The organism is Thermomonas beijingensis, assembly GCF_020034655.1.
Classification (GTDB): domain Bacteria; phylum Pseudomonadota; class Gammaproteobacteria; order Xanthomonadales; family Xanthomonadaceae; genus Thermomonas; species Thermomonas beijingensis.
On sequence record NZ_JAIQDJ010000001.1, the window covers coordinates 891,665 to 916,859 of the forward strand.

Here is a 25,195-nt window from a genome sequence, read left to right on the forward strand (position 1 = left end):
GTTTACGCCAGCTGCGTCCATTGCAGCTGCGCGCCGTATAGGCGCAGCCAAGCGTGTAATTGTGCGGACACCACGCTATCGCCGGCGGCCAGCAGGGTGCTGCCTGCCGATAACAGCGGCAGTCGTTGCCGCTGCCATGATGGCATGCCAGCCGCTTGCAGCACATGCTTGAGTGCGTGCGAATGAATGCGCTTTGGCAACACGATGCGCTCCCCGCCTTGGCGGGCATGAACGCGCACCGGCGTGTCAAACCCATCAACGCCAATCAACCGCAGGCTGTCACCATTCGGCAACTCCAGCGCTTGCCTGCCATCCCAGGCTTGCGAAAAATCCAGTGCAAGCGATGGCTGAATGTGGTCGGCATGCAGCAGGTCACGCCAGCGTTGCACACAGGCATCGTTCCATTCGAAACGTGGATTGGCATCCCTGCGCGCCGACAGTAAATCGGATTCGATCCTCGCGACCCCGTTGCCGGGCAGCGGCGGCAGCTGCAATGTGGCGATCCAGTGCCGCAACACGCGGGCGCGGCGCGACGGGGTCAGTTGCAGCAAGCCCGCCACACGCAGGGTGCGGGTATCCACCGCAACCTCGGTCAGTGCCTTGCTATCCTCGGCGTGCAGCAACTGCGCGGCGTCGGTACAAAGTGCGGCGCTGCGGGCGAAGGCCGCCGTCGCGTGCGGCCAGCGCTCGTGCAGCATCGGCAATACCTGATTGCGCAGGAAGTTGCGAGCAAACCCGCTGTTGGCGTTGCTGGGGTCGTCGATCCAGTGCAGGCCTTCGCGCTGTGCAAGTGCCTGCAACTGCCGGCGCGGGAAATCCAGTAACGGTCGCCATAACCAGCCGTGTGCGAATGCGCGCCAATCGCGCATCGCCGCCAGCCCCTCCGCCCCGGATCCACGTAGCGCGCGCAACAGGAAGGTTTCGGCTTGGTCGTCTTGATGATGGGCCAACACCAGAATGTCATCAGTCGTCATTGCCGCGGCAAATGCCGCATGTCGCGCTGCTCTCGCTGCTGCCTCCAATCCCAGTCCACTACGGCAATCCACCTGCACCCGTGTCAACGTCAATGGCACCGACAAGGCATCACACATGCGTTGGCAATGTGCGGCCCACCGGTCGGCTTCTGGGTGCAAGCCATGATGCACGTGGATCGCACGCAAGCCCTGCCTTCTCGCGGTGGCATCACTTGCAAGCAGATGCAGTAACACCGTCGAATCCAGGCCGCCGCTGAAGCCGACAAGAAGCGAATGCGGAGCGGGCAAGGTGAATTTCAACGGGGCCAAGTCTTGGGTGCGAGCAGGCAACAATCGGATTGTGTGCCGAGGAATACTCAGCGCTCGTTCCAGCGTATCAAATGCTTATCTGAAGACATCAATTCGCGAAGCGGGTGCCATTGGCGTGCCGGTCTTGCAGGCATAGGCCGTGCCGAACGCGGGTTGCTGCATCAGCGGCACATTGGCGCGCCATTGGCCGGGTGCGCGCACGTCCTGCTGCGCGCGTATCTGCGCTTCATCACTGGCCACTTGCTGTGCCCACAGTTGCGCCCAGCCGTTGAAGAACTGGCGCTCTTGTGCGGTGCTGGGCTTGGGTTGCGCGGTTAGCAAGGCAGCATGCGCCAGTTCGACGCCTGCAAGGTCGGCCAGATTTTCATCGCTGGTCAAGCTGGCGGAGACTTTGACCCCATTGGTGCCCGGATAGGGCAGACTGGCATACAGGGCAGCGACTTTGTTGGTGAGCGCAGTCCAGTGATTGGCCACATCATTGCTCCACCAGTCACGCACATTGCCGTCGGCATCCACATGGCGGCCGCGCGCATCCATGGCATGGCTGAGTTCATGGCCAACCAGCGCACCAAACGCGCCATATTGCTGCGCCGGTACTTGGCTGGGATCCAGCACCGGTGCCTGCAGCATGGCCGCAGTCACGATCAAGCGGTTGTGTGCCAAGTCATAGGCCAGTGCCGGCTGTTGCGGCAGTACATCCCAGCGCCGGTCGGCATTGCCCTTGCCAATGCGCTTCATCTCTTGTGCATGCCGCCACGTGGATGCAATCAGCATGTTGCCGCCAAAACTGCCACGCCCCATCGGTTGCACGGTAAAGTCCAAATCACGGTGTGGGGTACCAATTTCGATACGCAGATGTTCCAGCTTTTTGCGCGCTTCGGCCTTGCCGGCGGCATCCAGCAACGTGCCATCGTCAATCGCGTGAATCAATGCGTCGCGTACGTGCCCGGCGATCAACTCAGCCTGTTTGCGGCTGGCATCGGGCAAATAGGTTGCAGCGTATTCCTTGCCCAGCATCGGGCCCGCGGCCAGATTGATGGCATCCAATACCTGCTGCCAGCGCGGCGCTGGTTCGGTCTGGCCGAGCAACACTTTGCCACGAAAATCGAACGCGGCATCGCGCCACGGTCTGGACAAATACGGTGCCATTGCATCGCCCACGCGCCAGCGCAAATAGGCTTGCCATTGTGCGGGCTTGAGTTTGCCAACCAAGCTGTCAAGTTGCTCGAACAGGGCCGGGTTGGCCAGTGACACGCTGTCGTCGCTGACACCTTGCGCCTTGAGGAAGGCATCCAATTGCAAATTCTTGTATTGCTTGCCAAGGCCGGCAGTAGCGACCGGCGCAAAATTGTTGCGTGGATCGCGTAATTCAGCCAACGGTCGTGTTGCACGTGCGATGCGGGTTTCCAGATCCAGTGCCAACGCGGTCTGGGTCTCGATGTCTTTCTTGGCCACGCCGGTCAATGCAAGGATCTTGCGCATGTAATCGGCATAACGCGAGACCAGTGCTTTGGTATCGGCATCGCTGCGGGTGTAGTAGGCGGGGTCGGGCAGGCCAAGGCCGCCTTGGCTGAAATAGCCAAGATGGCGATCCAAATCGCGCAAATCGATGTCGGCATTGAAGCCAAACGCCACCGGAATGCCCACTTGATGGAGGGCGGCTAGGGCGGGAGCAATATCACCCGTCTTGCGAATGGCATCAATGCGTTGCAGCAGCGGTGCAACCGGTGCTGCACCATCTTTCTCTACGGCAGCCTCGTCCAAGCCACTGGCCCAGAAATCCCCAAGCAATTGTTGCACTTTGCCTTGTGGCGCACGCATGGCGGCATCAAGCAAATCACGTTGTTGCTGTTGCGCGCGTGCGGTCAATTGTCCCAGTGCGGATACTGCACCGGATTTTGGCATCGGGTTGGCACCAAGCCAGCTCCTGTTGGCTTCGGCATAGAAATCCGTACAGGCCAGTGACGCCACCGGGGTCTTTGATTTACCGGTAGCAGGCTTCTTGGCAGCATGACTTTGCGGGGAGATGACTCCGGCTGCTAGGGCGACGGCAAGGGCGAAGACCAACGGACGGTGCTGCAGCATGCGGAAGTACTCGTTGTGAAGACGATGCCGGAGTTTAGCAGCGCCCTGCCACTCTGTTGGTTGGCAGGTTCAGGCTTACTTCACCCCATGCATCATCCGCCGCAACAGTGGTGCGGCGAGGAAGGCCAATGCCGCGCAGCCCAGCCCGATCCACATCATCAGCCAGAACAGATGCTCGTATTTGGCAGCGGCGGTCACCATGTTCAGTGTTTCGCCTTCCGACACATCAATCGCCGCCAGTTTGCCGAACAACGCTGCCAGCGTTTCCGAAAACGCGGTGGCAAGAAACCAAGTGCCCATCATCAGGCTGACCACGCGCGGCATGGCCAGCTGGGTGACGGCCGACAGGCCCACCGGCGACAGGCACATTTCACCGATTTCAAGCACCAGATACGCCAGCACCAGCCACCACACGCTGGCCATCGCGCCGGTCGCGCCCACCTGTTGCGCGGCCAGTGCCATCGGGACAAATGACAGCCCGCCGAACAGCAAACCAAATGCGGATTTGGTGGGCTTCGATGGATCCAGCCCACGCTTGTCCAGCCAGCCCCACAGCCCTGCAAACAAGGGGGCCAGGGCCACCAGGAAGAACGCGCCAAGATAGGTCAGCGAGCCGGCAGTTTGCGGCAGCGCCACGCAGTCGCGCACCAGCAGCACGATGATCAGTGCGCTCACTGCAAGGAACAGTGCACGCGGCGCAGCGGAGTCGGGGTTGCGGTCCGACATGCGCGCCGCCACGAAAAATGCCAGCGGTGCCAGCAGCAATGACAGCGTGGACCACGGCCACGGCATGCCATCACGCACCACCATCGCCGGCACGATGTCTTTGCTCAACAGGCGGTCAGTGAAGGTCACCCACGAGCCGTAGGTTTGCTCGTACAGGGTGAAGAACACCAGCGCCATGAAGATCAGCACCATCATCGCGATCATTTGTTGCCGTTGCACCGGCGTGCACTGCGTGCCGGTGAACCATGCAAACCACAGCAGCACCGCGCCCAGCACCACAATCATCAATAGCAGTGCCAGCGAAACCTCACCGCCCAGCGCAAACGCACCATTGGCTGCCGCCCACATCAACCACGCCACCGGTACCACGCCCAGCACCGCCAGGGCATAGATCAACCCTTCACGCGGCAGCCCGGCCACACGCTCACGCAGCAAGGCCGGGTTGACAGGCTCGGCGTGCCCGTGCAGATAGCGCTGGCCCCACACGAACATCGCAAGCCCGGCCAACATGCCGATGCCTGCGGCGCCAAAGCCATACTTCCAGCCCCAGGTTTCGCCCACATAACCGCACACCAGCGAGGCGAACAATGCGCCCAGATTGATCCCGGCATAGAACAGCGAGAACCCGGAATCGCGGCGCGGGTCGTTGTCGGCGTAGAGCTTGCCGACGATGGTGGAAATATTCGGCTTCAAAAAGCCCACACCCATGATGATCAGCGCGAGTGAGGCATACATGATGCGCAGTGATGCCTCATCACGTACCGGTGCACCCTGTTGCAAGGTGGCCGCGTGGCCCTCGAAGGCCATCCCGGCATGCCCTGCCACCAGCAGGATGCCGCCAAAGATCACGGCCTTGCGCATTCCCAACCAACGGTCGGCCAGCAAGCCGCCAAACACCGGAATGCAATACACCAGCCCGCCATACGCGCCGAGCAAATCCAGCCCGGCCTTGTCACCAAACAAGTGATATTTGGTGAGATAGAGCAGCAGCAGCGCTTTCATTCCATAGAACGAAAACCGCTCCCACATCTCGGTGAAAAAGCAGACATACACGCCCTTGGGATGGCCCAGGAAGTCGTTGTGACTGGGCTGCGCGGCAAGGTTGGCTGAGGACATGATTCGGGTTCGCGTGAGGTTGGCGGAGTATAGCGATGTGGTCGGGCAGGCTTGCGGGTGCCCCGCCCAACACCCTTCCCACACGGCGGCGGTCTGCGATACTTGGCCGTTCCCATCGCCGGAAGACCCTGCATGTCCAAGCCAGTACCTGTGGCCAGCGAGCCGCGCACCGAGTTCACCTTGCGCGGCATCGTGCTGGGGATTGTCATCACGCTGGCGTTCACCGCCGCCAATGTGTTCTTTGGCTTGAAGGCGGGGCTGACCTTTGCGACGTCAATTCCAGCAGCGGTGATTTCGATGGCCCTGTTGCGCGGCTTCAAAAACTCCACCATTCAAGAAAACAACATCGTGCAGACGGTGGCATCGGCGGCGGGCACGTTGTCGTCCATCATTTTTGTGCTGCCGGGGCTGGTCATCATCGGCTGGTGGACAGGCTTCCCCTATTGGGCCTCGTTTGCGATCTGCGCACTGGGCGGCATTCTCGGCGTGATGTATTCGATCCCGCTGCGGCGCGCGCTGGTCACCAATTCCGATTTGCCGTACCCGGAAGGCGTGGCCTGCGCCGAGGTGCTGAAAGTGGGCAGCCCTGGCGAAGCAGGTACGGCGCAAGGTGCCGAGGAAAGCCGTGCGGGCCTGATGGCGGTCACCTGGGGCGCATTGGTGGCGGCAGGTTTTGCTTTGGTGGTGGCCACCAAGACCTTTGCCAGCGATGTGAAGAGCTATTTCAGAGTGGGCGATGGGGTTAGCGGGTTTGATTTCGGCTTGTCGATGGCGCTGTTCGCGGTGGGTCATCTGGTGGGGTTGTGGGTGGGCCTTGCGATGCTGTTGGGCGCGCTGATCGGTTGGGTGTGGGGGGTGCCGCATTTCTCCGCACTGGCGCACGGCCTGACCGGCAGTTTTGAAGACATGGCCGGGGCGACATGGAGCACGAATGTGCGCTTTGTTGGTGCCGGCACGATTGGCGTGGCGGCGATCTGGACCTTGGGCAAACTGGTCAAGCCGGTGGTGTCGGGGTTGGCGTCGGCAATGGCGGCCAACCGCGCTCGCCAAGGGGGCACCTTGCATTTGTTGCCGCGCACCGAGCACGACATTCCGATCGGGGTGGTCGGCGCGATGATGCTGGCGTGCTTCGTGCCGCTGGCGTTTTTGTTGGTGCATTTTTCCAACCAGACCGGCTTGGGCGCGCACGCGTTGCCGCTGATGCTGGGCAGCCTGCTGTACATCGTGGTGATGGGCTTTCTGGTGTCTACCGTGTGCGGCTATATGGCCGGTTTGATTGGTTCGTCCAATAGCCCGCTGTCGGGGATCGGGATTTTGGTGGTGATCGGCGCGGCGCTGCTGCTGGTGTTCGGGCTGAAGTCGCAAATCGATGCCGGCCAAGAAAAAGGGCTGGTGGCATTCGCCCTGCTGGTGACGGCGGTGGTGTTCACAGTGGCGGCGATTGCCAACAACAATCTGCAAGACCTCAAGACCGGGCAGTTGGTGGATGCCACGCCGTCCAAGCAGCAGTGGGCGTTGGTGGTGGGCGTGATTGCTGGCTCGGCGATCATTCCGCCGATCCTCGATATCGTCAATCAGGCCTATGGCTTCGTGGGCGCGCCGGGTGCGGGCAAGGACGCACTGGCTGCACCGCAAGCGGGCCTGATTTCAGCGTTGGCGCAGGGCGTGATTCAGAACAATATCGACTGGAACTTGATCCTGATCGGTGCCGGAATTGGCGTGGTGTTGATTGCAATCGACGAAGTGCTGCGCCGCTCCACCAAGGGCGCGCATCTGTCGCCGCTGGCCGTGGGCTTGGGCATTTACTTGCCAACCGGATCCACGCTGATGGTGGTGGTGGGAGCGATTGTGGGTTGGTATTTCGATCAGCGCGCCGAGCGTCATGGCAAGCCGGAGGCGGTCAAGCAGCTGGGCGTATTGTTGGCATCGGGCATGATTGTGGGCGAAGGCTTGATCGGCGTGTTGATCGCCGGCATCGTCGCGTTCAAGCTGTTGCCGCTGCAAATGGTGAGCGATGCCTTTGCCGAAGGCCCGGCCGCATGGCTGGGCGGCATTGCTTTCGTCGCGGCCATCTTCCTGCTGTATCGCTGGGTGGAACGCTTGGCGCGCAAAGCCATTGTTTGATGGTGTCAACGTCCAGATTCAAACCTTTTATCAAGTACTTCTAAGCATTTCCAAGGACATTCCCATGAAGCTTCGCTACGTCATTCTTCCGCTTGCGCTTGCGCTGTCATTACCGGCGATGGCCGCCAACACGGCCAAGCCCGCCACCCGCGGCTTTGAAGTGCGCGATATGGCCTACATGGATCGCTACTCGTCGCCCACGTTGTCACCGGATGGGCGCGTGCTGGTGTTTGCCAAGCGCGTGGTGAACAAGGACACCAACAAGTCCTCCACCAGCTTGTGGATGCGCAATTTGGCAACACGTGACCACACGCCACCCAGGCAAGTGTCGCCGGAGGGTTGGAATGTCAATTCGCCAGCGTTTTCAACGGATGGCCAATCGCTGTACTTCATGAGTGGCAAGTCGGGTTCGATGCAGTTGTATTCCATTGCATTGAACGGCGGTGAGGCACGCCAGCTGACCGATTTTGTATTGGACGTCGATGGCTACAAACTCTCCCCGGATGGCAAGCAAGTGGCGCTGGCGTTTGCAGTGTTCCCCGAGTGCAAGGCGGATCTGGTTTGCAGCAAGAAAAAATTGGACGATGTGGCCGCCAGAAAGGCCACCGGTGTGGTGTTCGATCATCTGTTCATTCGGCACTGGGACACCTGGGCCGATGGCCGCCTGAACCGCGTGTTTGCGGCCAAGTTGGGGGGGCAGGCCAAGCTGACCTCGGCCACCTTGCTCAGTGGCGATATCACTGGCGATATCCCCTCCAAGCCGTTTGGTGATTTGTCGGATTTTGCGTGGTCTCCGGATGGCAAGCAGGTGGCGATGAGCGTGCGCCAATCCAACCACGAAGAACCGTGGAGTACCAATTTCGATATCTGGCTGGTGAATGCCGATGGCAAGGGCGCACGCAATCTCACTGCAGCCAACAAGGCGTGGGATGCCGGCCCGGTGTTTTCGTCGAATGGCAAAACGATGTATTACCGGGCGATGAAACGCCCCGGCTTCGAAGCGGATCGTTTTGCGCTGATGGCGATGGACTTGGCCACTGGCAAGACGCGTGAAATCGCGCCCGATTGGGACAGCAGCGCCGATGGCATCACCTTGTCACAGGACGGCAAGCGTATCTACACCACCGCCCAGAACATGGGCGAGCATCCGCTGTTTTCGGTGGAGATTGCCACGGGCAAAGCCACCCAGGTGATTGGCGATGGCAGCATTTCCGCGTTTGATATCGCCGGCTCCACACTGGCGTTTTCGCGCAATACGATGCAAACCGGCGATGTGCTGACGGTGACAGGGTTGGAGGGTGATGACAATCAGCGCATGATCACGCCCACCGCGCAGCAGATGCTGCCGGGTGTGGCGTGGGGCGAGTACGAACAGTTCGAGTTCAAGGGTTGGAACAATGACACCGTGCACGGCTATGTGGTCAAGCCGTGGAACTACAAACCGGGCAAAAAATATCCGGTGGCATTCTTGATTCACGGCGGCCCGCAGGGCAGTTTTGGCGATGGTTGGAGCTATCGCTGGAACCCGCAAACCTATGCCGGGCAAGGCTATGCGGTGGTGATGATCGACTTCCACGGCAGCACCGGCTACGGCCAAGCCTTCACCGATGCCATCAGCCAGCATTGGGGCGACCGTCCGCTGGAAGACCTGCAAAAAGGCTGGGACGCCGCGCAGAAAAAATATGCCTTCCTGGATGGAGGCAAAGCCTGCGCACTGGGGGCCAGCTATGGCGGCTTCATGATCAATTGGATCGAAGGCAACTGGTACGACAAGGCGGGCAATGCACCCTTCAAGTGCCTGGTCTCGCACGATGGCGTGTTCGAAAATCACGCCATGAGTTATGCCACCGAGGAACTGTGGTTCTCCGAATGGGAAAACGGCGGCACCCCATACGACAACCCGCAGGGCCATCAGCAATTCAACCCGTCCAACCACGTGGCCAACTTCAAGGTGCCGATGCTGGTGGTGCATGGGCAGCAGGATTTCCGCATCCCGGTGGAGCAGGGGATTGCACTGTTCAGTGCATTGCAGCGCAAGGGCGTGCCGTCCAAGTTCCTGTACTTCCCGGACGAGAATCATTGGGTACTGAAGCCGCAAAACAGCGTGCAATGGCATGACAACGTCAATGCGTGGTTGAAGCAATACATCGGGCAGTAACCCGGATGCCGATGGCGAGGGCGTCGGGGGATTCGCGTAGCGGCATTGCCAGCCGTGCAGCGAATACCCGGCACCAGGCGCCATCGGGAACATAAGGAATGCAATGACTCAGGTCGAAGTGCCACAAGCCATCATCCACAACGACATCGTCATCTTCGGCCTGATCGCCGCTACCTTGGGCGCGGTGTTTTGGAGCGCATCCAGACCCGGCGGTTGGCAAAAATTTTACGGCGTGGTGCCGCCGTTGCTACTGTGCTATTTGCTGCCCGGTATCTACAACTCCATCGGCCTGATCGACGGTGCGCACAGCAAGCTGTACAACCCGGTGGCCAGCCGGGTGCTGTTGCCGGCGGCGTTGGTGCTGTTAACCATGGCAGTGGACTTGAAAGCCATCCTCAAGTTGGGGCCCAAGTTGTTGGCGATGTACGCGGCGACCTCGGTCAGCATTATCTTGGGTGCGGCATTGGCCTTTATCAGCATGCGTGCCATCGCCCCGCAGACCATGGCGGGCGACACCTGGGCCGGCATGGCCACGCTGGCCGGTAGCTGGATTGGCGGCGGCGCCAACATGATGGCGATGAAAGAAATTTTTAATGTGGATGCCACCACCTTTGGCCGCTTTGCGGTGGTCGATGTGGGGGTGGGCTATGCGTGGATGGCGGCGTTGTTGATGCTGGCGCAGCGCGCAGCCAAGATCGACGCACGCAGCCGGGCCGACACGGTAGCACTGGATGATCTGAAACAGCGGGTTGAAGCCTACCGCACGCAGCACGAACGCATTCCTACATTGACCGATTTGATGGTCATCATGGGGATTGCGTTTGGCACGGTAGGCCTGGCGCATGCCCTGGCGGAGCCGCTATCGGCATGGTTTGGCGCGCATGTGTCGTGGGCGGCGCAAGTGAGTCTGGATGCGCCGTTTGTGTGGATTGTGGGGCTGTGCACCTTGGTCGGCCTGGGGTTGAGTTTTACCCGCGCCCGCGCGCTGGAAGGTGCTGGAGCGTCGACGATTGGCACCTTGCTGCTGTACTACTTGATTGCCTCGATTGGCATGCAGATGGAAATCGGCGCGTTGTTCGAAAAGCCTCTGCTGTTGCTATTGGGCGCGGTCTGGCTGGGCTTTCACATCGTGTTGTTGTGGCTGGTGGGGCGCTGGCTGAATGTGCCGCTGTTTTATTTCGCCATCGGCTCGCAAAGCCATATCGGTGGCCCGGCCAGTGCGCCAGTGGTGGCTTCAGCCTTCCATCCATCACTGGCACCGGTGGGCGCGCTATTGGGCACCTTGGGGTATGCCACAGGCACCGTGTTGGCGTATTTCACCGGATTGATGTTGCGGGCATTGGCCGGCATGTAATACCGATGGTGTGGCGTCACAACCAGTCGATCTTGCGCAGATAGGCATACAGGCCGGTGCAGGCCAGCGCCACCACACCAATCAAAACCGGATAGGCATAGCGGCCATGTAGCTCGGGCATGCTTTCGAAGTTCATGCCGTACCAACTGGTGATCAAGGTGGGTGCGGCCAGCAACCCAGCCCAGCCGGCCAGCTTTTTGACGATTTCACCCTGTGCCACCGTCACCAGGGACAGGTTCACATTCATCGCAGCGGCGACCATTTCGCGCAGAGTGTCGATGGTGTCACCCACCCGCACCGCGTGATCATGCACATCGCGCAGATAGGGGCGTACCACATCGGGAATGGTGATAGCGGGGGTGCGCATCAACTGCGCCAAGATGTCTTGCATCGGGGTGACCGCCATCCGCATCCGGGTCAGCTCTTTGCGCAATTGGTAGAGCCGCCGGATGGTGTCGCGTTTGTAGCTTTCGGCAAAGACGTCTTGTTCCAATGCATCCAGCTCCTGTTCAAAGGCCGCCGCGATAGGTTGGTAGTTGTCCACGATGAAATCCAGCACCGCGTGCAGCGCGGCAGCCGGCCCGTGCGTCAAAGTTTTGGGGTCACGCTCCAACCGCTGCCGAACGGGGGTGTAACTGAGCGATGCGCCATGTCGCACGGTGATCAAAAACCGCTGCCCGGCAAACACATGGGTTTCACCAAAACACACGTGATCATCCACCCGCTGTGCGGTATGTGCGGCGATGAACAGGGTGCTGCCAAAGGCTTCCAGCTTGGGCCGTTGGTGTGCGTTGTGGGCGTCTTCAATAGCCAGATCGTGCAGGCCGAATTCTTCTTGCAACTTGTCCAGCAAATACTCTTCCGGCTCGTACAAGCCCACCCAGACAAAGCTGCCGTCATCCACCGCCAGCACATCGCTGATGGCATCCAGCGTGATGTTTTGGCGCTGCCCATTGCTATCGTAAGCAGCGCAATTGACCACACAGGCTGGAGTCTTGTGAGCGGGGGGCATGCAAGCGGTAGTAACGGAAGCGGTCGCGTTCATCGCAGCATCCTGCATTGGTGCAAGGCTTGCATCAAGCCTTGCGTGAAGCCCATAACTTGGCAAAAGCCCAGTGCACCGGCAACAGCAGGGCAACCCAGTGGCCGTTGCGCTGCGGTTGTACTTGCAGCCAAAGCGGCAGGCAGGCGCAAGCGGCCAGCGCGGCAACCGCAATCAGCAGGCCCTGCCAGCGCGTGGAGGCCGTGCGCCCACGCAGCAGCACCCACGCCCCCGGCAACAACAGCAAGCACAACGGATTGAATAACAACAGATTGCGATTGGCCCAGATCGCTTGGTGCGCGGTAAACGCCCAAGTCAGCGCCAGCACCAGCCCTGCACTGCCGCACAGCAGCCAGAAGCCGCCTGCACACCCGGCAAGCAAGCGCCGATGGCGCGGCCCTGCCAGCAGGATCACGCTGGCCAACAGCACGCCCGCCAGCAGCCAGGGCCACAGCGCAATGGCATGGTCGAGGGGTTCGGCGGCTTGCCGCTGTGGCAACAGTTCCACTTCCGAGGCTACCAGCGGACGGCCATCGGTTTGGGTGACGTTGCGCAGATCGTCGGCCAGCCGGCGGGGCACAAAATCGACCTCCCAGCGGCTCAGCGGGCGGTCGGCTGCGGGGCCAAGCAGGATGTCGAAACTCAGCCACATCCACGTGGCCGGCGCGGCCAACCGCAGCGATTCACTGCGATAGGTATCCCCGCTGGAGCGGCCTTCCAATTGCTTTTTCAGCCGGCCACCCAACGCCACATCCAGTGCATCGCGCACGCGGGTGGCGCAGTTGCTGGTGTAGTAGTCGTAGCGGTAGTGGGCATTCTCGGGTTTGGCATTTTCGGCCAGTGCCGCTGCCAGTGCATGGGCTTGCGCTGCATCCAGATTCAGCCACTGCAGGCGTGCACCGCGGCCCACTTCGCGGTAGTAAGCCAGATCTTGCTGCAGTGGCAGGGCCACCAACAGGTAGCGCATTTCGCCTTTGGCGAAGCGGCCCACAAACCCCGCTTCGTCAAGATCGAAATACCCGAAGTTGTAGCTGATCGGCGCGCCTTGTGCCGGGTCATCCACCACGATCGCATCGTGACCGAAACGCTCCCAGAAAATATCGCCCGGGCCCATCGTCAATACGCCGATTCGCGGTGTGGCGTCCTGTATTCGAGTTTGTGCTTGCGCCAACCCGCAGATCAAGAGCAGTAGCGCCAATAGCCAGCGCAGCGGCTTATGCATCCGCATGCACAACCACATGCAGCGCGATCAAGCGCCGCCCGTCCGCGCGCGCCACCCGGAACTGGAATCGGCCCAGCGTGAGTTCCTCGCCAGCTTCGGGCAAGTGGCCAATCGCCGCGGTGATCAAGCCGCCGATGGTGTCGTATTCGTCATCGTCGAAGTCAGCACCAAAGCGTTCGTTGAAATCTGCAATCGGAGTCAGCGCATCCACCACGAACTGGCCATCGGCTTGAGCGGCGATCAACAGGCCTTCGTCACTGGCATCGTCGTGCTCGTCATCGATTTCACCCACGATTTGTTCCAGTACATCTTCGATCGTGACCAAGCCCGCCACACCGCCGTATTCGTCGATGACGATGGCCATATGGTTGCGTGATTGCCGGAACTCACGCAGCAAGATGTTGAGGTTCTTGGATTCGGGAATCAGCACCGCTGGCCGCAGCAATTCATGGATGCTGGAAGCGGCGCTATCGCAGACCACGCCGCGCAGCAGATCCTTGGCCAGCAAGATGCCAAGGATTTCGTCCTTGTCTTCACCATGTACCGGAAAGCGCGAGTGGCCCGATTCCACCACCTGCTTCATCAAGTCCAGCAGTTTGCCGTCGGCGGGCAACGCCACCATCTGCGCCCGCGCCACCATCACATCACCCACGGTCATATTCGCGATGCCGATGGCACCTTCCATCATCCGCAGCGTATCTGGCCCAATCACGCCATCGGACTGTACGTCGCGTAGCAGCTCGATCAGATCTTCGCTGCTGGTGGGTTCACCGGATATTGCCGCGCTAATGCGATCCAGCCACGAGCGGTGCGGTTTTTCGGCGGGTTTTTCGTCAGAGTCAGCGGGGCGCCGACTGTCGTCCTCGGACATGGGGCGTGGGGGCCTTGTGGTTGCACCTGTAGAGTCTAACGAATCCTGCGGCCAAAATTGGCCATCACCTGCAGCCGGAGATGCTTGCATCCGCCGGATTTGCGTTGCCAAATGCACGCAGGGGATCAAATCGCGGAGATTCAAGGATGCCGGAAGGGGTCAGCAACGCTAGTCCAACCAGGATGGGATATCGCAGATTACTGGCCGTGCCAGTTGTATTGGTGCTGTTCTGTGCGGCCTGCAGCCGCGCGCCGCAGACCGTGTCGCCTGCCGCACAGAGCACAGCCGACACCGGCACTACAGACAACGCCAAGGCACAGATCAACAGTGTCGTGGCGGTGCTGCCGTTGCAGGTATCCGGTGATGATGCGGACGCGCAGGTGTTTGCCGATGGCTTGACAAACCACTTCACGCGGGCACTGGCGGGGTTGCCGGGGGTGGCTACCATCAGTGGCGAGTCGGCGTTTCGTTATCGCAATTCGAGTGAGCTCAATAGCGTGATTGGCGATGCGCTGGGGGCCAGCCACTTGTTGCGTGGCCGGGTGCAGCGGCAGGCGGGGGTACTGCAACTGGATGTGGAGCTGGTGCAAGCGGCCGATGGCAGCAGCCTGTGGTCACAGCATTACCAGCGGGTAGAGGGCGAGTTGTTTGCGTTGCAAGATGACATTGTGGCGACGTTGGCAAAAACCTTGCAGGCCAATGCTGGCACCAGGCCAAAGCAGGACGACCGCCCGCCCGGCGGCAACGTCGAGGCTTACACCGCGGTGCTGCGTGGTGACGCTTTGGCGATGCAGGCCGATATTTTCAGCGCCCGGCAAGCCGTAGAAGCCTATCAGCATGCCGTCGATTTGGATCCCGACTATGCCTATGCCCATGCGCGGCTGGCACAGGCACGCGTGCGCCAGATCACCCGGTTTCCACTGGATGATGCCGATGTCGGCACGCAGGGCGAATTGGCACGGCGTGATGCGGCCACTGCATCGCGCTTGGCCAGTGATCTTGCCGAGGCACAACAAGCCAATGCGGCATGGTTGGCCGGCATTGCGCATGACCAGCCTGGTGCGGTGGATGCACTTCGCCGTGCCCTGGCATTGCGCCCGCACGATGCCGATCTGCTTTCGATGCTGGCGGTCCGTCAAATCGGCTTTGGGCAGTTGGATCAAGCGGTGGAAAGCCTGCGTGCCGCGTTAAAAACGAACCCGCTGTCTGCGCCTACGCTATACAGCCTGGGGAGCGTGTATTTAAGCCAAGCCGATTACCCGCAGGCTGAACACGTGTTGCAGCAGGCACTGAGCTTGGAACCAAACTTGCCACTGGCACAGGCGTTTTTGGCGATGGCAGTATTCCAACAAAATCGCACTGCCGAGGCCATCACAATTGCCAAGCGCGAATCCGTACCGCTGTGGCGCAGTTACGCACTGGCGATGGCGTATTGGGCCAATAACGACCGCGTGCACTCGGAAGAAGAATTGCAGGTGTTGATTCGCCAGCATGCCAAGGATGCCGCCACCCAAATCGCCGGAGTGTATGCGCAGCGCGATGACGAGACGCAAATGTTTCATTGGCTGGAGGAAGCGCGCCGCACCCATGATCCCGGATTGGCTGAAATTCGCTACATGCCGTTTGTGGCGCGCTATGCCACTGACCCGCGCTTTATCGCCCTGGTCAAAGCGCAGGGGTTGGTGCCTGCAAAGTAAGTGGATTACGCCCCATTCTGATAGGGATCGGGCACGCCCAGCCCGGCCAGGATGTCGCGTTCCAGTTGTTCCATTGCTTCGGCTTCACGCGGGTCGAGGTGATCCATTCCCAGCAGGTGCAGGCAGCCGTGGATGGTCAGGTGGGCATAATGCGCATTGCGCGGCTTGCCTTGCGCGTCGGCTTCACGCGCCACCACCGGCGCACAGATCACCAGATCGCCCAGCAGCGGAAATTTCACGCCTTTGGGCAGTCCTTCTGGCAGTTCCGCCGGGAAGCTGAGGACATTGGTGGCGTAGTCCTTGCCGCGATAGTGGCGGTTGAGGGCGCGGCCTTCTTCACTATCGACGATGCGAATGGCCAGGTCGGCCTCGCGGATGCGCCCCGCCAGCGCCGCTGCCACCCATTTGCGGAAACTGGCCGCCGCCGGAATACCGGCGCGAGGCAGCGCATAGCCAACCGCAACATCCAGACGTACAGGGCCTTGGGTCATGCGCGCATCCTACGCCTGCCCGTTGGCGGCGTCGCGGGCCTCATACGCATTGACGATACGCGCCACCAGCGGGTGCCGCACCACGTCGCGGGCTTCGAAATAGGTAAAGCTCACGCCATCAACGCCGCGCAGGACGTCCACCGCATCTTTCAAACCGGATTTTTGGTGTTTGGGCAGGTCGATCTGGGTGACGTCGCCGGTGATCACTGCGGTGCTGCCAAAGCCCAGCCGCGTCAAAAACATCTTCATCTGTTCGATGCTGGTGTTCTGCGCTTCATCCAGAATCACGAAGGCATCGTTGAGAGTGCGCCCGCGCATGTAGGCCAGCGGCGCAATTTCGATGACGTTGCGCTCCAGCAGGCGCGCTACTTTCTCCACACCCAGCATTTCATACAGCGCGTCGTACAGCGGGCGCAAATAGGGGTCCACCTTTTGGGTCAAATCGCCCGGCAAAAAGCCCAACTTTTCACCGGCTTCCACTGCGGGTCGCACCAGGATCACCCGCTGCACGCGCGACTGGTTCAGTGCATCCACCGCCATCGCAACCGCCAGATAGGTCTTGCCGGTGCCGGCCGGGCCGACGCCGAAATTGATGTCGTGGCTGGCAATGGCATGCAGGTACTTGCGCTGATTGTCGCCACGCCCGCGCAGGGTGCCGCGCTTGACCCGCACCGCGATGTCTTGCGGCACGCCGTCGTGGCTGGCAACCGGTGCTGGCACATCACCGTTGTAGGCGCCCAGCCGCAGGTGGATCGCGTGCTCGTCCAGCACATCGTGTTCGGCATCGGCATACAGCGTTTGCAGCAGGCGCTGGGCCTGGGTCAGCGCTGGGTCTTCGCCGCTGACGCGAAACACATTGCCGCGATTGGCGATTTCCACGCCAAGCCGCAATTCGATCAGGCGCAAATGGGCATCGAACGGGCCGCACAGATTGGCCAGGCGTTCAAGGTCGTCGGGTTCTAAAGTGAAGTCTTGGCATGGCATAGGTCGCGCAGGGTAACGCGCTCAAGGCAATGGTGCGAGGCCGCGTTGACTTGACATTTAATTAAACAATGAATTAAATAATGCCATGAGCACACCAGCGCCTCGCAAGAAAGCCACCAGCGCGCCGCGCAAGCGTGCCCCGGGGCGTCCCGCCGCCGATGCACCAGACCAGCGCGCCAGCGTGCTGGACGCGGCGTTGGCCTGCTTCGTGCGGCAAGGCATTGGTGCGACTTCGCTGCGCGATATCGCCCGCGAGGCCGGGGTGACGCCAGCCTTGCTGCATTACTACTTTGGCGACAAGCCGCAGTTGCAGGCGGCGGTGGTGGAGGAGCGGTTGATGCCGGTGATGGCGATGTTGCGCGAACCGCTGCAGCAGGCTGGTGACGATGTGGCGGCGCTGATCGCCGGGTTTGTGGGCGGGGTGGGCAAGATGGCCATCGCCCACCCTTGGCTGCCGCCGCTGTGGGTGCGGGAAGTGTTGTGCGAAGGCGGTGCGCTGCGCGACGTGATGTTCCGGCGCGTGGGTCCGGTGATTCCCAACATGATGGCGGCGCGCTTTGCTGCGGCGCAGGCACGCGGTGAAATCCAACCCGATCTGGATCCGCGCTTGCTGATGGTCTCGCTGGTGGGCCTGACCCTGTTTCCGATTGCCGGCGCGCCGATCTGGCGGCAACTATTCGAAGCCGATGATCTCGATATCGAAACGCTGCGCAAGCACACGTTGACGCTGCTCGACCGTGGCGTTGGGATTGATTGAAGGAACCCGTGATGCAAGCCAGAACCCTGCCCGTCATCGCCGTCATTGCGCTGCTTGGTGCCTGCAGCAAGCCGCCGCCGCAGGTGCTGGGCACCCTGGAATGGGACCGCATCACCTTGCCGGCACCCACGGCAGAGAAGATCGTGGCCATCGATGTGCGCGAAGGCCAGCAGGTGGCGGCCGGCGCACGCTTGCTGCAATTGGACGTCACCCGCACACGTTCGCAACTGGACGCGATGCAGGCGCAAGCGCGGCAAAGCAGCGAGGCCTTGGCGGAACTGCGTGCCGGCCCGCGCAGCGAGCAAATCGCGCAAGCCCGCGCCCAGCTTTCTGCGGTGCAAGCACAGGCGGCCGACGCCCGCGCCAACTTCACGCGCTTGCGCAGCTTAGGCGAACGCAACCTGGTGGCGGTGGCCGATGTGGATCGTGCGCGCGCTGCCGCCGGCAATGCTGACGGGCAAGTGCGCGCAGCACAGGCGGGATTGGACGAGCTGTTGCACGGCACCCGCAGCGAGCGCATCGCGCAGGGCGAAGCCGCTGCTGTTGCCGCGCAGGCGCAGGCGGCTGTGCAGTCGGCAACGCTGGGCAAGCTGGACATCACCGCGCCACGCGCAGGGCGGGTGGACAGCCTGCCGTACAAATTGGGCGATCAAGCGCCGGTGGGCGCGGCCTTGGCCATCTTGTTGGTGGGCGATGCGCCGTATGCGCGCGTCTATGTGCCGGAACCATTGCGTGCAAACGTGCAGCCGGGACAGGCGGCGCAGGTGTTTGTGGATGGCCGCGAGGGCAGCCTCAAAGGGCACGTGCGGATGGTGCGCAGCGAGCCGGTATTCACCCCGTACTACGCATTGAGCGGCGACGACGCGGCGCGTTTGAGCTATCTGGCCGAGGTCGTGCTGGACGCGCCGGTGGCGTTGCCGGCGGGGATTCCGGTGCGCGTCGAGTTTGTGGGTACTGCGCGTGGCCAATGAAGACGCCATCGCCATTCGTGCCCGCGGCCTGAGCAAACGCTTTGGTGCGCTGCTGGCAGTGGATCGCGTGGACCTGTCGGTGCCGCGCGCCAGCGTGTATGGATTCCTCGGCCCGAATGGCTCCGGCAAGTCCACCACCATTCGCATGTTGTGCGGCCTGCTGACACCAAGTGCGGGTGATATCGAAGTGCTTGGCCTGCGCATCCCCGAACAGGCCGAAGCGCTGCGTCGCCGGATTGGCTACATGACCCAGAAGTTCGCGCTGTACGAAGACCTCAGCGTGCGCGAGAACCTGGAGTTCCTGGCCACCGTGCAAGGTCTGCCGCGTGCGGCGCGGCGCAGCCGCGTGGATGAGTTGCTGCACAACTACGACCTGGCCGACCGCGCACGGCAACTGGCCGGCACCCTGAGCGGCGGCCAGAAGCAGCGGCTGGCGCTCGCCGGTGCGGTGGTACATAAACCCGAGCTGCTGTTTCTGGATGAGCCCACCAGCGCGGTCGATCCGGAATCGCGGCGCGGCTTCTGGGAAAGCCTGTTCGACCTTGCCGATGCCGGCACCACGATTCTGGTGTCCACCCATTACATGGATGAAGCCGAGCGCTGCCATCGCATCGCGATCCTCGATAACGGCCGGTTGGTGGCCGATGGCACACCCGGCCAACTGACTGGGCAACTGGCCGGGCGCACCCTCGGCGTGCACAGTGGCGAACCCAGACGTGCGCAGTCGGTGCTGCATACCGTGCCGGGTGTCCTCAGCGTGGCCCAGGTTGGCAATGAATTGCGCGTACTGTGCGCGCAGTCGGTGACTGCGGAGGACGCCGCTGGCGTGCTGCAAGCAGCATTGCAGGCACAAGGCATTACCGCCGACGTGCAAGCCATTACCCCTAATTTGGAAGACGTGTTCGTGTCCGCCACGCACGGCTGCGCAAAGGCACGGGCAGCATGAAACTGCAGCAGATTCTGGCGGTGATGTGGAAGGAAGTGCGACAGATGGCGCGCGACCGCATGACGGTGGCGATGATGATCGGCATCCCGACCATGCAACTGCTGCTGTTTGGTTACGCCATCAATCCCGACGTACGCAACCTGCCGGCTGCAATCGCCGATATGGCAGGCACCGGCGGCTCACGCGCGCTGGCGCAGGACATGTTTGCCACTGACATCGTGCGTCCGGCTGCAGTAGCGCGCACGCCGCAGGAATTGCAGGCACTGCTGCGCGCAGGCCAGATCCGGATTGGAATCTTGATTCCGCCGGACTTCGAACGCCGCCGCATCGATGGCCGCGAAGCAGTGCAAGTGATCGTGGATGGCAGCGACACTTCGGTGCAGGCCAGTGCGCGCCAGTTGGCCCAGATGCCGCTGGATGGGCAACGCACGGCATCTGCCGCACAGATCAGTGTGTTGCCGCTGTACAACCCCCGCCGCATCTCCGCGATCAATGTGGTGCCAGGTTTGATCGGCGTGATTCTGACCATGACCATGGTGATGTTCACCGCCATGGCCATCGTGCGCGAACGCGAGCGTGGCAATCTGGAACTGCTGATCACAACACCAGTGTCCAGCGCCGAGTTGATGATCGGCAAAGTGATTCCCTACATCGCCGCTGGTCTGGTGCAGGCAACCTTGGTCTTGCTGCTGGGCGCACTGCTGTTTCAGGTGCCGGTGCACGGCAGCTTGTTTCAGGTGTATGTCGCCGCGGTATTGCTGATCGTCGCCAATCTGAGCCTGGGCTTGCTGGTGTCGACCGTGGCCAAGACCCAATTCCAGTCGATGCAGATGGCGTTCTTCCTGTTCCTGCCGTCGATCATGTTGTCCGGCTTCATGTTCCCGTTTGATGGCATGCCGCGTGTGGTGCAGTGGTTGGCCGAGGCGTTACCGCTGACCCACTTCATCCGCTTGATTCGCGGCGTGATGTTGCGCGGTGCCGGCTTGCTGGAATTGTGGCCGGATGCGTTGGCGCTGCTGGTGTTCACGCTGGCGATGATGGGCTTGGCGATCCTGCGGTTTCGCAAGCGGCTGGATTGACCGCCGCGTGATCTTGGTACAGTCGCCACAATCGTGAAAGAAGGAATGCAAACGATGCGCACAGTGAATCGATTGGCCCTGTTGTTGTGCGGCCTGCTGGCGGGGCCGGTGCTGGCACAAACCACGGTGCTCACCGCACGGCGCATCCACACCATGGATACCACGCAGCCACAGGTGCAGGCGATGGCATTCGACGCCGCCGGCAAAATTCTTGCGGTGGGCCAAGCGCAGGCATTGCTGGCGCGCTATCCCGGGGCCAAGCATCTTGATGTGGGCACCGCCACGGTGGTGCCGGGTTTGATTGACGCGCATGGGCATGTGGAAGGGTTGGGGCTGACCTTTCTCACCGTTGATCTGGTGGGCAGCGCGAACAAGCAGGAGATTGTTGGGCGGTTGCGCGCATTCGAAAAAACCCTTCCGGCGGGGGCCTGGCTGATCGGGCGCGGTTGGGATCAGAACGATTGGCCGGACAAGGCCTTTCCTGCCGCGGCGGACCTGGATGCCGCATTTCCGGAGCGCCCGGTATGGCTGTACCGCATCGATGGCCACGCTGGCTGGGCCAATACCGCTGCCATGCGCGCAATCCAGCGTGATCTGGCTGGCAACTGGCAGCCGGACGGCGGCATTATCCGGCGTGACGCTGCGGGCCGGCCCAGCGGGGTACTCATCGACAATGCGATGGATTTGATGGAGGCAGTACGCCCGCCCATGGATGAGGCCACCGCCGAGCGGGCGCTGGTGCTGGGCATGCAAGCTGCGGTCGAGCATGGGCTGACCGGCGTTCACGATGCTGGTATTCCGCTGGAGGAACTGCGCCGCTATCAACGGCTGGCCGACCAGGGTCAAGTCCCGCTGCGCATCTACGCGATGGCCGATGGCAACAAGGCGGCTCTGCAGTTCTTGTGCCGCAATGGACTGTATCGGCATCCATCCGGGCGCCTGCAAATGCGTGCCGTGAAACTGTATGCCGACGGCGCATTGGGCAGCCGTGGCGCCGCGATGCTGGAGGACTACAGCGACGACCACGGCAACCGCGGCCTGATGGTGATGTCCGCGGAAGAACTGGCGGTGGCCGCCGACAAGGCCCACCGCTGCGGCGTGCAGGTGGCCACCCATGCGATCGGTGACCGTGGCAATCGAATGGCCTTGGATGCCTATGCCAAGGTGCTGGGCAGGGATGTGGACAGCGATCACCGCTGGCGCATCGAGCACGCGCAAATTCTGTCACCTGACGATGTGCCGCGGTTGGCCAAGCTGCATGTGATTGCCTCGATGCAGCCCACCCACGCCACCAGCGACATGCCGTGGGCGCAAGATCGCGTTGGCCCGCAGCGAATCGTGGGCGCGTATGCCTGGCGGCAAGTGCGTGATGCCGGCACGCATTTGGCATTGGGCTCGGATTTCCCGATTGAATCGGTGGATCCGCGGTTGGGCTTGTATGCGGCGGTCACCCGCAGCGATGCGCAAGGGCTGCCTGCAGGCGGCTGGTATCCCGATGAAAAGCTGACCGCGTTCGAGGCGCTGCGCGGCTTTACGTTGGAAGCGGCGTACGCTGGATTTGGCGAACACGAAGTGGGCAGTCTGGAAGCCGGCAAGCGTGCCGACTTCGTGGTGCTGGCCGAAGACCCGTTGAAGGTGCCCGATGCCGCGCTGCGCAGCTTGACTATCCAGGCAACCTATGTGGATGGCAAGCCGGTGTTCGAGGCCAGCCGGTAGCTGCTGCCGGCCACTGGTCGCAAACGAGGGTCGCAGCGGGCGGGGGCGTTACCGCAGCAGTACCCGTCCACGCAGCGAATTGGGCATCGCTTGGGTGATCTCCACATCCACGAATTGCCCGATCAGTCGCTTGGGTGCAGCAAAATTCACCGGGCGCATGTTCTCGGTTTTACCGGTCAATTCATTCGGGTCTTTGCGCGACGGGCCTTCCACCAACACCGTCTGCACGCTGCCGACCATCGCTTGCGAAATGGTGGCGGCATGCGCGCTGATGTGCTTTTGCAGACGGTCCAGGCGTGCGTGTTTTTGTTCGCTGCTGGTGGTGTCTTCCAGGTCGGAGGCCGGGGTGCCGGGACGGCGTGAGTAAATGAAGGAAAAACTCTGGTCGAAGCCCACGTCCTCGATCAACTTCATGGTTTTTTCGAAATCGGCATCGGTCTCGCCCGGAAACCCGACAATGAAGTCGGACGACACCGAAATATCGGGCCGCACCGCACGCAATTTGCGGATTTTCTGCTTGAACTCCAGCGCCGTGTAGCCGCGCTTCATCGCCGACAAAATGCGGTCGCTGCCGGCTTGTACTGGCAGATGCAGATAGTTGGCCAGCTTGGGCACGTCGCGGTAGGCCTCGATCAGCGAATCGGAGAACTCCAACGGGTGCGAGGTGGTGAAACGGATACGGCCAATGCCCTCGATTTCGGCAATGGCGCGGATCAGCAAGCCCAGATCGGCGGTTTCACCCGTATCGCCCAATGGGCCGCGGTAGGCATTGACGTTCTGGCCCAGCAAGTTGACTTCGCGCACGCCCTGCGCGGCCAGCTCGGCCACTTCGGTCAGCACGCTTTCGAACGGGCGGCTGATTTCCTCGCCACGGGTGTAGGGCACCACGCAGTACGAACAATATTTCGAGCAGCCTTCCATGATCGAAACAAAGGCGGTGGGGCCATCGGCGCGGGGCTCCGGCAGGCGGTCGAACTTCTCGATCTCCGGAAAACTGATGTCCACCTGCGGCTGGCCGCTGGTTTGCCGCTGCGCAATCATTTCCGGCAAGCGGTGCAGGGTTTGCGGGCCAAACACCAAGTCCACGTATGGCGCACGGTCCAGGATTGCGGCACCTTCCTGCGAAGCCACGCAGCCGGCCACGCCAATGATCACCGGGCGTTCGCCTTGCTTGAAGCTCTTCCAGCGGCCCAGCTGGCTGAATACCTTTTCCTGCGCTTTTTCGCGGATCGAGCAGGTATTGATCAGGATGACGTCGGCTTCGTCCGCGTTCTCCGTCATTTCCATCCCTTCCTGCACAGTCAGCAGATCGGCCATCCGCGCCGAGTCGTACTCGTTCATCTGGCAGCCGTGGGTCTGGATGTGGAATTTCTTGGCGCCCGGGCGTGCAGGGCGGGCAACGGGCAGTGCGGGCAGGGGGTGCAGATCGGTCATGATGAACTCCGGGGCGCGGTGGTGAGTCCGGGCCGGGTGGAAAACCGCCATTCTAACGGCTGACGCGCGCCCGGATTGGCAAGGCGCTGAAAAATCAAGGGCTTGCCAATGTGGCGAGATAGCGCAAAACTGCCGGCCATGAAGGGGAAGGCTGTCATTGTGTTGTCGCTTTGCCTGTTGGCCGGCCCTGCGCTGGCCGGCAGGGTGTACCGCTGCAACTTGGATGACGGCACTACCAGTTATGTGAGCAAACGCGTGCCCGGTGCCCGCTGCAGCTTGATTGGCAACTTCCCGAATCGAACGTTGGTGGTACGCAAGCCCAAATCCAAGCCGCAACCTGTGGTGAGTACCGCAGCGGTGCATGCAGCGGCACCTGTCACATCCGCGGGCGTGCCGCCAGCTCTGGCATTCCCGGCGGATCGCAAACCTGCAGCCGCCTTGCCGGTATTGACCGCGCCAATGGCCACCGTAGCTGCAGCGCCGGCTCCCGCCCCTACCGCACCCCGGCTGATTCGTGGCCAGGTGTATGCCTATGTCGGCAAGGACGGCGTGCGCAATTACAGCAGTGTGCGCCCTGCCGGCCTGGCTGCAGCCTCGGTGCGCACCATCCAGTACAGCTACATGGAAACCTGTTATGCCTGCGGTGTGTTGCCGGGCCTGAATTTCCGCAGTCTGCGCCTGAATACCACGGCCTATCAGGATGAAATTCGGGCGGCGGCGCGCGAACACGGGGTGGACGAGGCCATCGTGCGCGCGATTATTCACGCGGAATCCGCGTTCAATCCAAATGCCTTGTCGCGCGTGGGCGCGCAGGGGTTGATGCAGCTGATGCCAGGCACCGCGCGCCGGTTTGGGGTGCTGGATGCGTTCAACGCCGGCCAGAACATTCAGGGTGGTGTGCAGTACTTGGCGTGGCTGCTCAAGCGTTTCAATGGCAATCTGACCCTGGCTGCCGCCGGCTACAACGCCGGCGAAGGGGCGGTGGACAAGTACGGGGGCGTGCCGCCGTACAGCGAGACCCAGCGGTATGTGCAGCGGGTTGCGGTATTGGCGGAACGGTATCGGAGCGGATTGAACCCGGTGGCCTCGCCAAGTCAAGGCGGATTGTCTGCGCGTTAAGGCTTCCGTTACACTTCCCT

General features: G+C 61.7%; 19 protein-coding genes. 10 read left to right on the forward strand and 9 right to left on the reverse strand.

All coding sequences use genetic code 11. The annotated features are described in order from the left end of the window. Positions 1 to 2 precede the first annotated feature (2 nt). The 3 genes from tilS to K7B09_RS04180 all read right to left on the reverse strand — a co-directional run bounded on the left by tilS (position 3) and on the right by K7B09_RS04180 (position 5,210). Positions 3 to 1,304: a tRNA lysidine(34) synthetase TilS gene (tilS, locus tag K7B09_RS04170; RefSeq protein WP_223627077.1), complete on the reverse strand. Its 1,302-nt coding sequence runs from the start codon at positions 1,302 to 1,304 to the stop codon at positions 3 to 5. Between the two features lie 54 nt (positions 1,305 to 1,358). After that, positions 1,359 to 3,368, reverse strand: a complete 2,010-nt coding sequence (locus K7B09_RS04175; RefSeq protein WP_223627080.1) for a M13 family metallopeptidase — start codon at positions 3,366 to 3,368, stop codon at positions 1,359 to 1,361. 75 nt (positions 3,369 to 3,443) lie between these two features. Further along, positions 3,444 to 5,210: a peptide MFS transporter gene (locus K7B09_RS04180; RefSeq protein WP_223627082.1), complete on the reverse strand. Its 1,767-nt coding sequence runs from the start codon at positions 5,208 to 5,210 to the stop codon at positions 3,444 to 3,446. A 132-nt stretch (positions 5,211 to 5,342) separates the two neighbouring features. Between K7B09_RS04180 and K7B09_RS04185 the strand changes: the two genes are divergently transcribed. The 3 genes from K7B09_RS04185 to K7B09_RS04195 all read left to right on the forward strand — a co-directional run bounded on the left by K7B09_RS04185 (position 5,343) and on the right by K7B09_RS04195 (position 10,846). Next, positions 5,343 to 7,334 carry an OPT family oligopeptide transporter gene (locus K7B09_RS04185; protein WP_223627084.1) on the forward strand — a complete coding sequence of 664 codons (1,992 nt, stop codon included), beginning with the start codon at positions 5,343 to 5,345 and terminating at the stop codon, positions 7,332 to 7,334. 64 nt (positions 7,335 to 7,398) lie between these two features. Then, a complete protein-coding gene (locus K7B09_RS04190; protein ID WP_223627086.1) occupies positions 7,399 to 9,492 on the forward strand; it encodes an alpha/beta hydrolase family protein in 2,094 nt (697 codons plus the stop codon). 103 nt (positions 9,493 to 9,595) lie between these two features. Continuing rightward, positions 9,596 to 10,846 (forward strand): DUF819 family protein, encoded by a 1,251-nt coding sequence (locus K7B09_RS04195; protein WP_223627088.1) that lies wholly within the window; start codon positions 9,596 to 9,598, stop codon positions 10,844 to 10,846. 16 nt (positions 10,847 to 10,862) lie between these two features. Here the strand turns inward: K7B09_RS04195 and K7B09_RS04200 are convergent, their stop codons facing one another. The 3 genes from K7B09_RS04200 to K7B09_RS04210 all read right to left on the reverse strand — a co-directional run bounded on the left by K7B09_RS04200 (position 10,863) and on the right by K7B09_RS04210 (position 13,981). After that, a complete protein-coding gene (locus tag K7B09_RS04200) occupies positions 10,863 to 11,858 on the reverse strand; it encodes a magnesium and cobalt transport protein CorA (RefSeq protein WP_223627091.1) in 996 nt (331 codons plus the stop codon). A gap of 64 nt (positions 11,859 to 11,922) precedes the next feature. After that, positions 11,923 to 13,110: a lipoprotein N-acyltransferase Lnb domain-containing protein gene (locus K7B09_RS04205; RefSeq protein ID WP_223627093.1), complete on the reverse strand. Its 1,188-nt coding sequence runs from the start codon at positions 13,108 to 13,110 to the stop codon at positions 11,923 to 11,925. Then, a complete protein-coding gene (locus K7B09_RS04210; protein ID WP_223627095.1) occupies positions 13,103 to 13,981 on the reverse strand; it encodes a CorC family transporter in 879 nt (292 codons plus the stop codon). Before K7B09_RS04210 ends, K7B09_RS04205 begins: the two co-directional genes overlap by 8 nt. Positions 13,982 to 14,187: 206 nt before the next feature. Here K7B09_RS04210 and K7B09_RS13240 point away from each other — a divergent pair, with 206 nt between their 5' ends. Then, a complete protein-coding gene (locus K7B09_RS13240) occupies positions 14,188 to 15,678 on the forward strand; it encodes a tetratricopeptide repeat protein (protein WP_223627097.1) in 1,491 nt (496 codons plus the stop codon). A gap of 5 nt (positions 15,679 to 15,683) precedes the next feature. Here K7B09_RS13240 and ybeY read toward each other — a convergent pair whose 3' ends face one another. Further along, a complete protein-coding gene (gene ybeY / locus K7B09_RS04220) occupies positions 15,684 to 16,169 on the reverse strand; it encodes an rRNA maturation RNase YbeY (RefSeq protein ID WP_223627099.1) in 486 nt (161 codons plus the stop codon). 9 nt (positions 16,170 to 16,178) lie between these two features. Continuing rightward, on the reverse strand, positions 16,179 to 17,153 hold the full coding sequence (locus K7B09_RS04225; protein WP_223627102.1) for a PhoH family protein: 975 nt from the start codon (positions 17,151 to 17,153) through the stop codon (positions 16,179 to 16,181). Between the two features lie 85 nt (positions 17,154 to 17,238). Here K7B09_RS04225 and K7B09_RS04230 point away from each other — a divergent pair, with 85 nt between their 5' ends. Genes K7B09_RS04230 through K7B09_RS04250 form a run of 5 tightly spaced genes read left to right on the forward strand, consistent with a single transcriptional unit; the run spans position 17,239 to position 22,622 of the window. Next, positions 17,239 to 17,910, forward strand: coding sequence for a TetR/AcrR family transcriptional regulator (locus K7B09_RS04230; protein ID WP_223627104.1), 672 nt, complete (start codon positions 17,239 to 17,241; stop codon positions 17,908 to 17,910). 11 nt (positions 17,911 to 17,921) lie between these two features. Then, the gene (locus K7B09_RS04235; protein WP_223627106.1) at positions 17,922 to 18,881 is read left to right on the forward strand and encodes an HlyD family secretion protein; all 960 of its coding nucleotides are present in this window, start codon (positions 17,922 to 17,924) and stop codon (positions 18,879 to 18,881) included. A gap of 13 nt (positions 18,882 to 18,894) precedes the next feature. Further along, the gene (locus K7B09_RS04240; protein ID WP_223627736.1) at positions 18,895 to 19,827 is read left to right on the forward strand and encodes an ABC transporter ATP-binding protein; all 933 of its coding nucleotides are present in this window, start codon (positions 18,895 to 18,897) and stop codon (positions 19,825 to 19,827) included. After that, positions 19,824 to 20,906, forward strand: a complete 1,083-nt coding sequence (locus K7B09_RS04245; protein WP_223627109.1) for an ABC transporter permease — start codon at positions 19,824 to 19,826, stop codon at positions 20,904 to 20,906. Before K7B09_RS04240 ends, K7B09_RS04245 begins: the two co-directional genes overlap by 4 nt. Positions 20,907 to 20,960: 54 nt before the next feature. Then, complete coding sequence (locus K7B09_RS04250; protein WP_223627111.1) at positions 20,961 to 22,622, forward strand: amidohydrolase; 1,662 nt, start codon at positions 20,961 to 20,963, stop codon at positions 22,620 to 22,622. Between the two features lie 48 nt (positions 22,623 to 22,670). On the opposite strand, the gene miaB is transcribed toward K7B09_RS04250, so the two are convergent. Then, positions 22,671 to 24,056: a tRNA (N6-isopentenyl adenosine(37)-C2)-methylthiotransferase MiaB gene (gene miaB, locus K7B09_RS04255; RefSeq protein WP_223627113.1), complete on the reverse strand. Its 1,386-nt coding sequence runs from the start codon at positions 24,054 to 24,056 to the stop codon at positions 22,671 to 22,673. A 138-nt stretch (positions 24,057 to 24,194) separates the two neighbouring features. Between miaB and K7B09_RS04260 the strand changes: the two genes are divergently transcribed. After that, on the forward strand, positions 24,195 to 25,175 hold the full coding sequence (locus K7B09_RS04260) for a lytic transglycosylase domain-containing protein (protein ID WP_223627115.1): 981 nt from the start codon (positions 24,195 to 24,197) through the stop codon (positions 25,173 to 25,175). Positions 25,176 to 25,195: the final 20 nt, after the last annotated feature.

Bases quoted from the DNA above. Each gene is read 5' to 3' on its own strand.
- K7B09_RS04175 (WP_223627080.1), bottom strand. From the start codon at position 3,368: ATGCTGCAGCACCGTCCGTTGGTCTTCGCCCTTGCCGTCGCCCTAGCA.
- K7B09_RS04180 (WP_223627082.1), bottom strand. From the start codon at position 5,210: ATGTCCTCAGCCAACCTTGCCGCGCAGCCCAGTCACAACGACTTCCTG.
- K7B09_RS04185 (WP_223627084.1), top strand. From the start codon at position 5,343: ATGTCCAAGCCAGTACCTGTGGCCAGCGAGCCGCGCACCGAGTTCACC.
- K7B09_RS04190 (WP_223627086.1), top strand. From the start codon at position 7,399: ATGAAGCTTCGCTACGTCATTCTTCCGCTTGCGCTTGCGCTGTCATTA.
- K7B09_RS04195 (WP_223627088.1), top strand. From the start codon at position 9,596: ATGACTCAGGTCGAAGTGCCACAAGCCATCATCCACAACGACATCGTC.
- K7B09_RS04200 (WP_223627091.1), bottom strand. From the start codon at position 11,858: ATGCCCCCCGCTCACAAGACTCCAGCCTGTGTGGTCAATTGCGCTGCT.
- K7B09_RS04205 (WP_223627093.1), bottom strand. From the start codon at position 13,110: ATGCATAAGCCGCTGCGCTGGCTATTGGCGCTACTGCTCTTGATCTGC.
- K7B09_RS04210 (WP_223627095.1), bottom strand. From the start codon at position 13,981: ATGTCCGAGGACGACAGTCGGCGCCCCGCTGACTCTGACGAAAAACCC.
- ybeY (WP_223627099.1), bottom strand. From the start codon at position 16,169: ATGACCCAAGGCCCTGTACGTCTGGATGTTGCGGTTGGCTATGCGCTG.
- K7B09_RS04225 (WP_223627102.1), bottom strand. From the start codon at position 17,153: ATGCCATGCCAAGACTTCACTTTAGAACCCGACGACCTTGAACGCCTG.
- K7B09_RS04230 (WP_223627104.1), top strand. From the start codon at position 17,239: ATGAGCACACCAGCGCCTCGCAAGAAAGCCACCAGCGCGCCGCGCAAG.
- K7B09_RS04235 (WP_223627106.1), top strand. From the start codon at position 17,922: ATGCAAGCCAGAACCCTGCCCGTCATCGCCGTCATTGCGCTGCTTGGT.
- K7B09_RS04245 (WP_223627109.1), top strand. From the start codon at position 19,824: ATGAAACTGCAGCAGATTCTGGCGGTGATGTGGAAGGAAGTGCGACAG.
- K7B09_RS04250 (WP_223627111.1), top strand. From the start codon at position 20,961: ATGCGCACAGTGAATCGATTGGCCCTGTTGTTGTGCGGCCTGCTGGCG.
- miaB (WP_223627113.1), bottom strand. From the start codon at position 24,056: ATGACCGATCTGCACCCCCTGCCCGCACTGCCCGTTGCCCGCCCTGCA.
- K7B09_RS04260 (WP_223627115.1), top strand. From the start codon at position 24,195: ATGAAGGGGAAGGCTGTCATTGTGTTGTCGCTTTGCCTGTTGGCCGGC.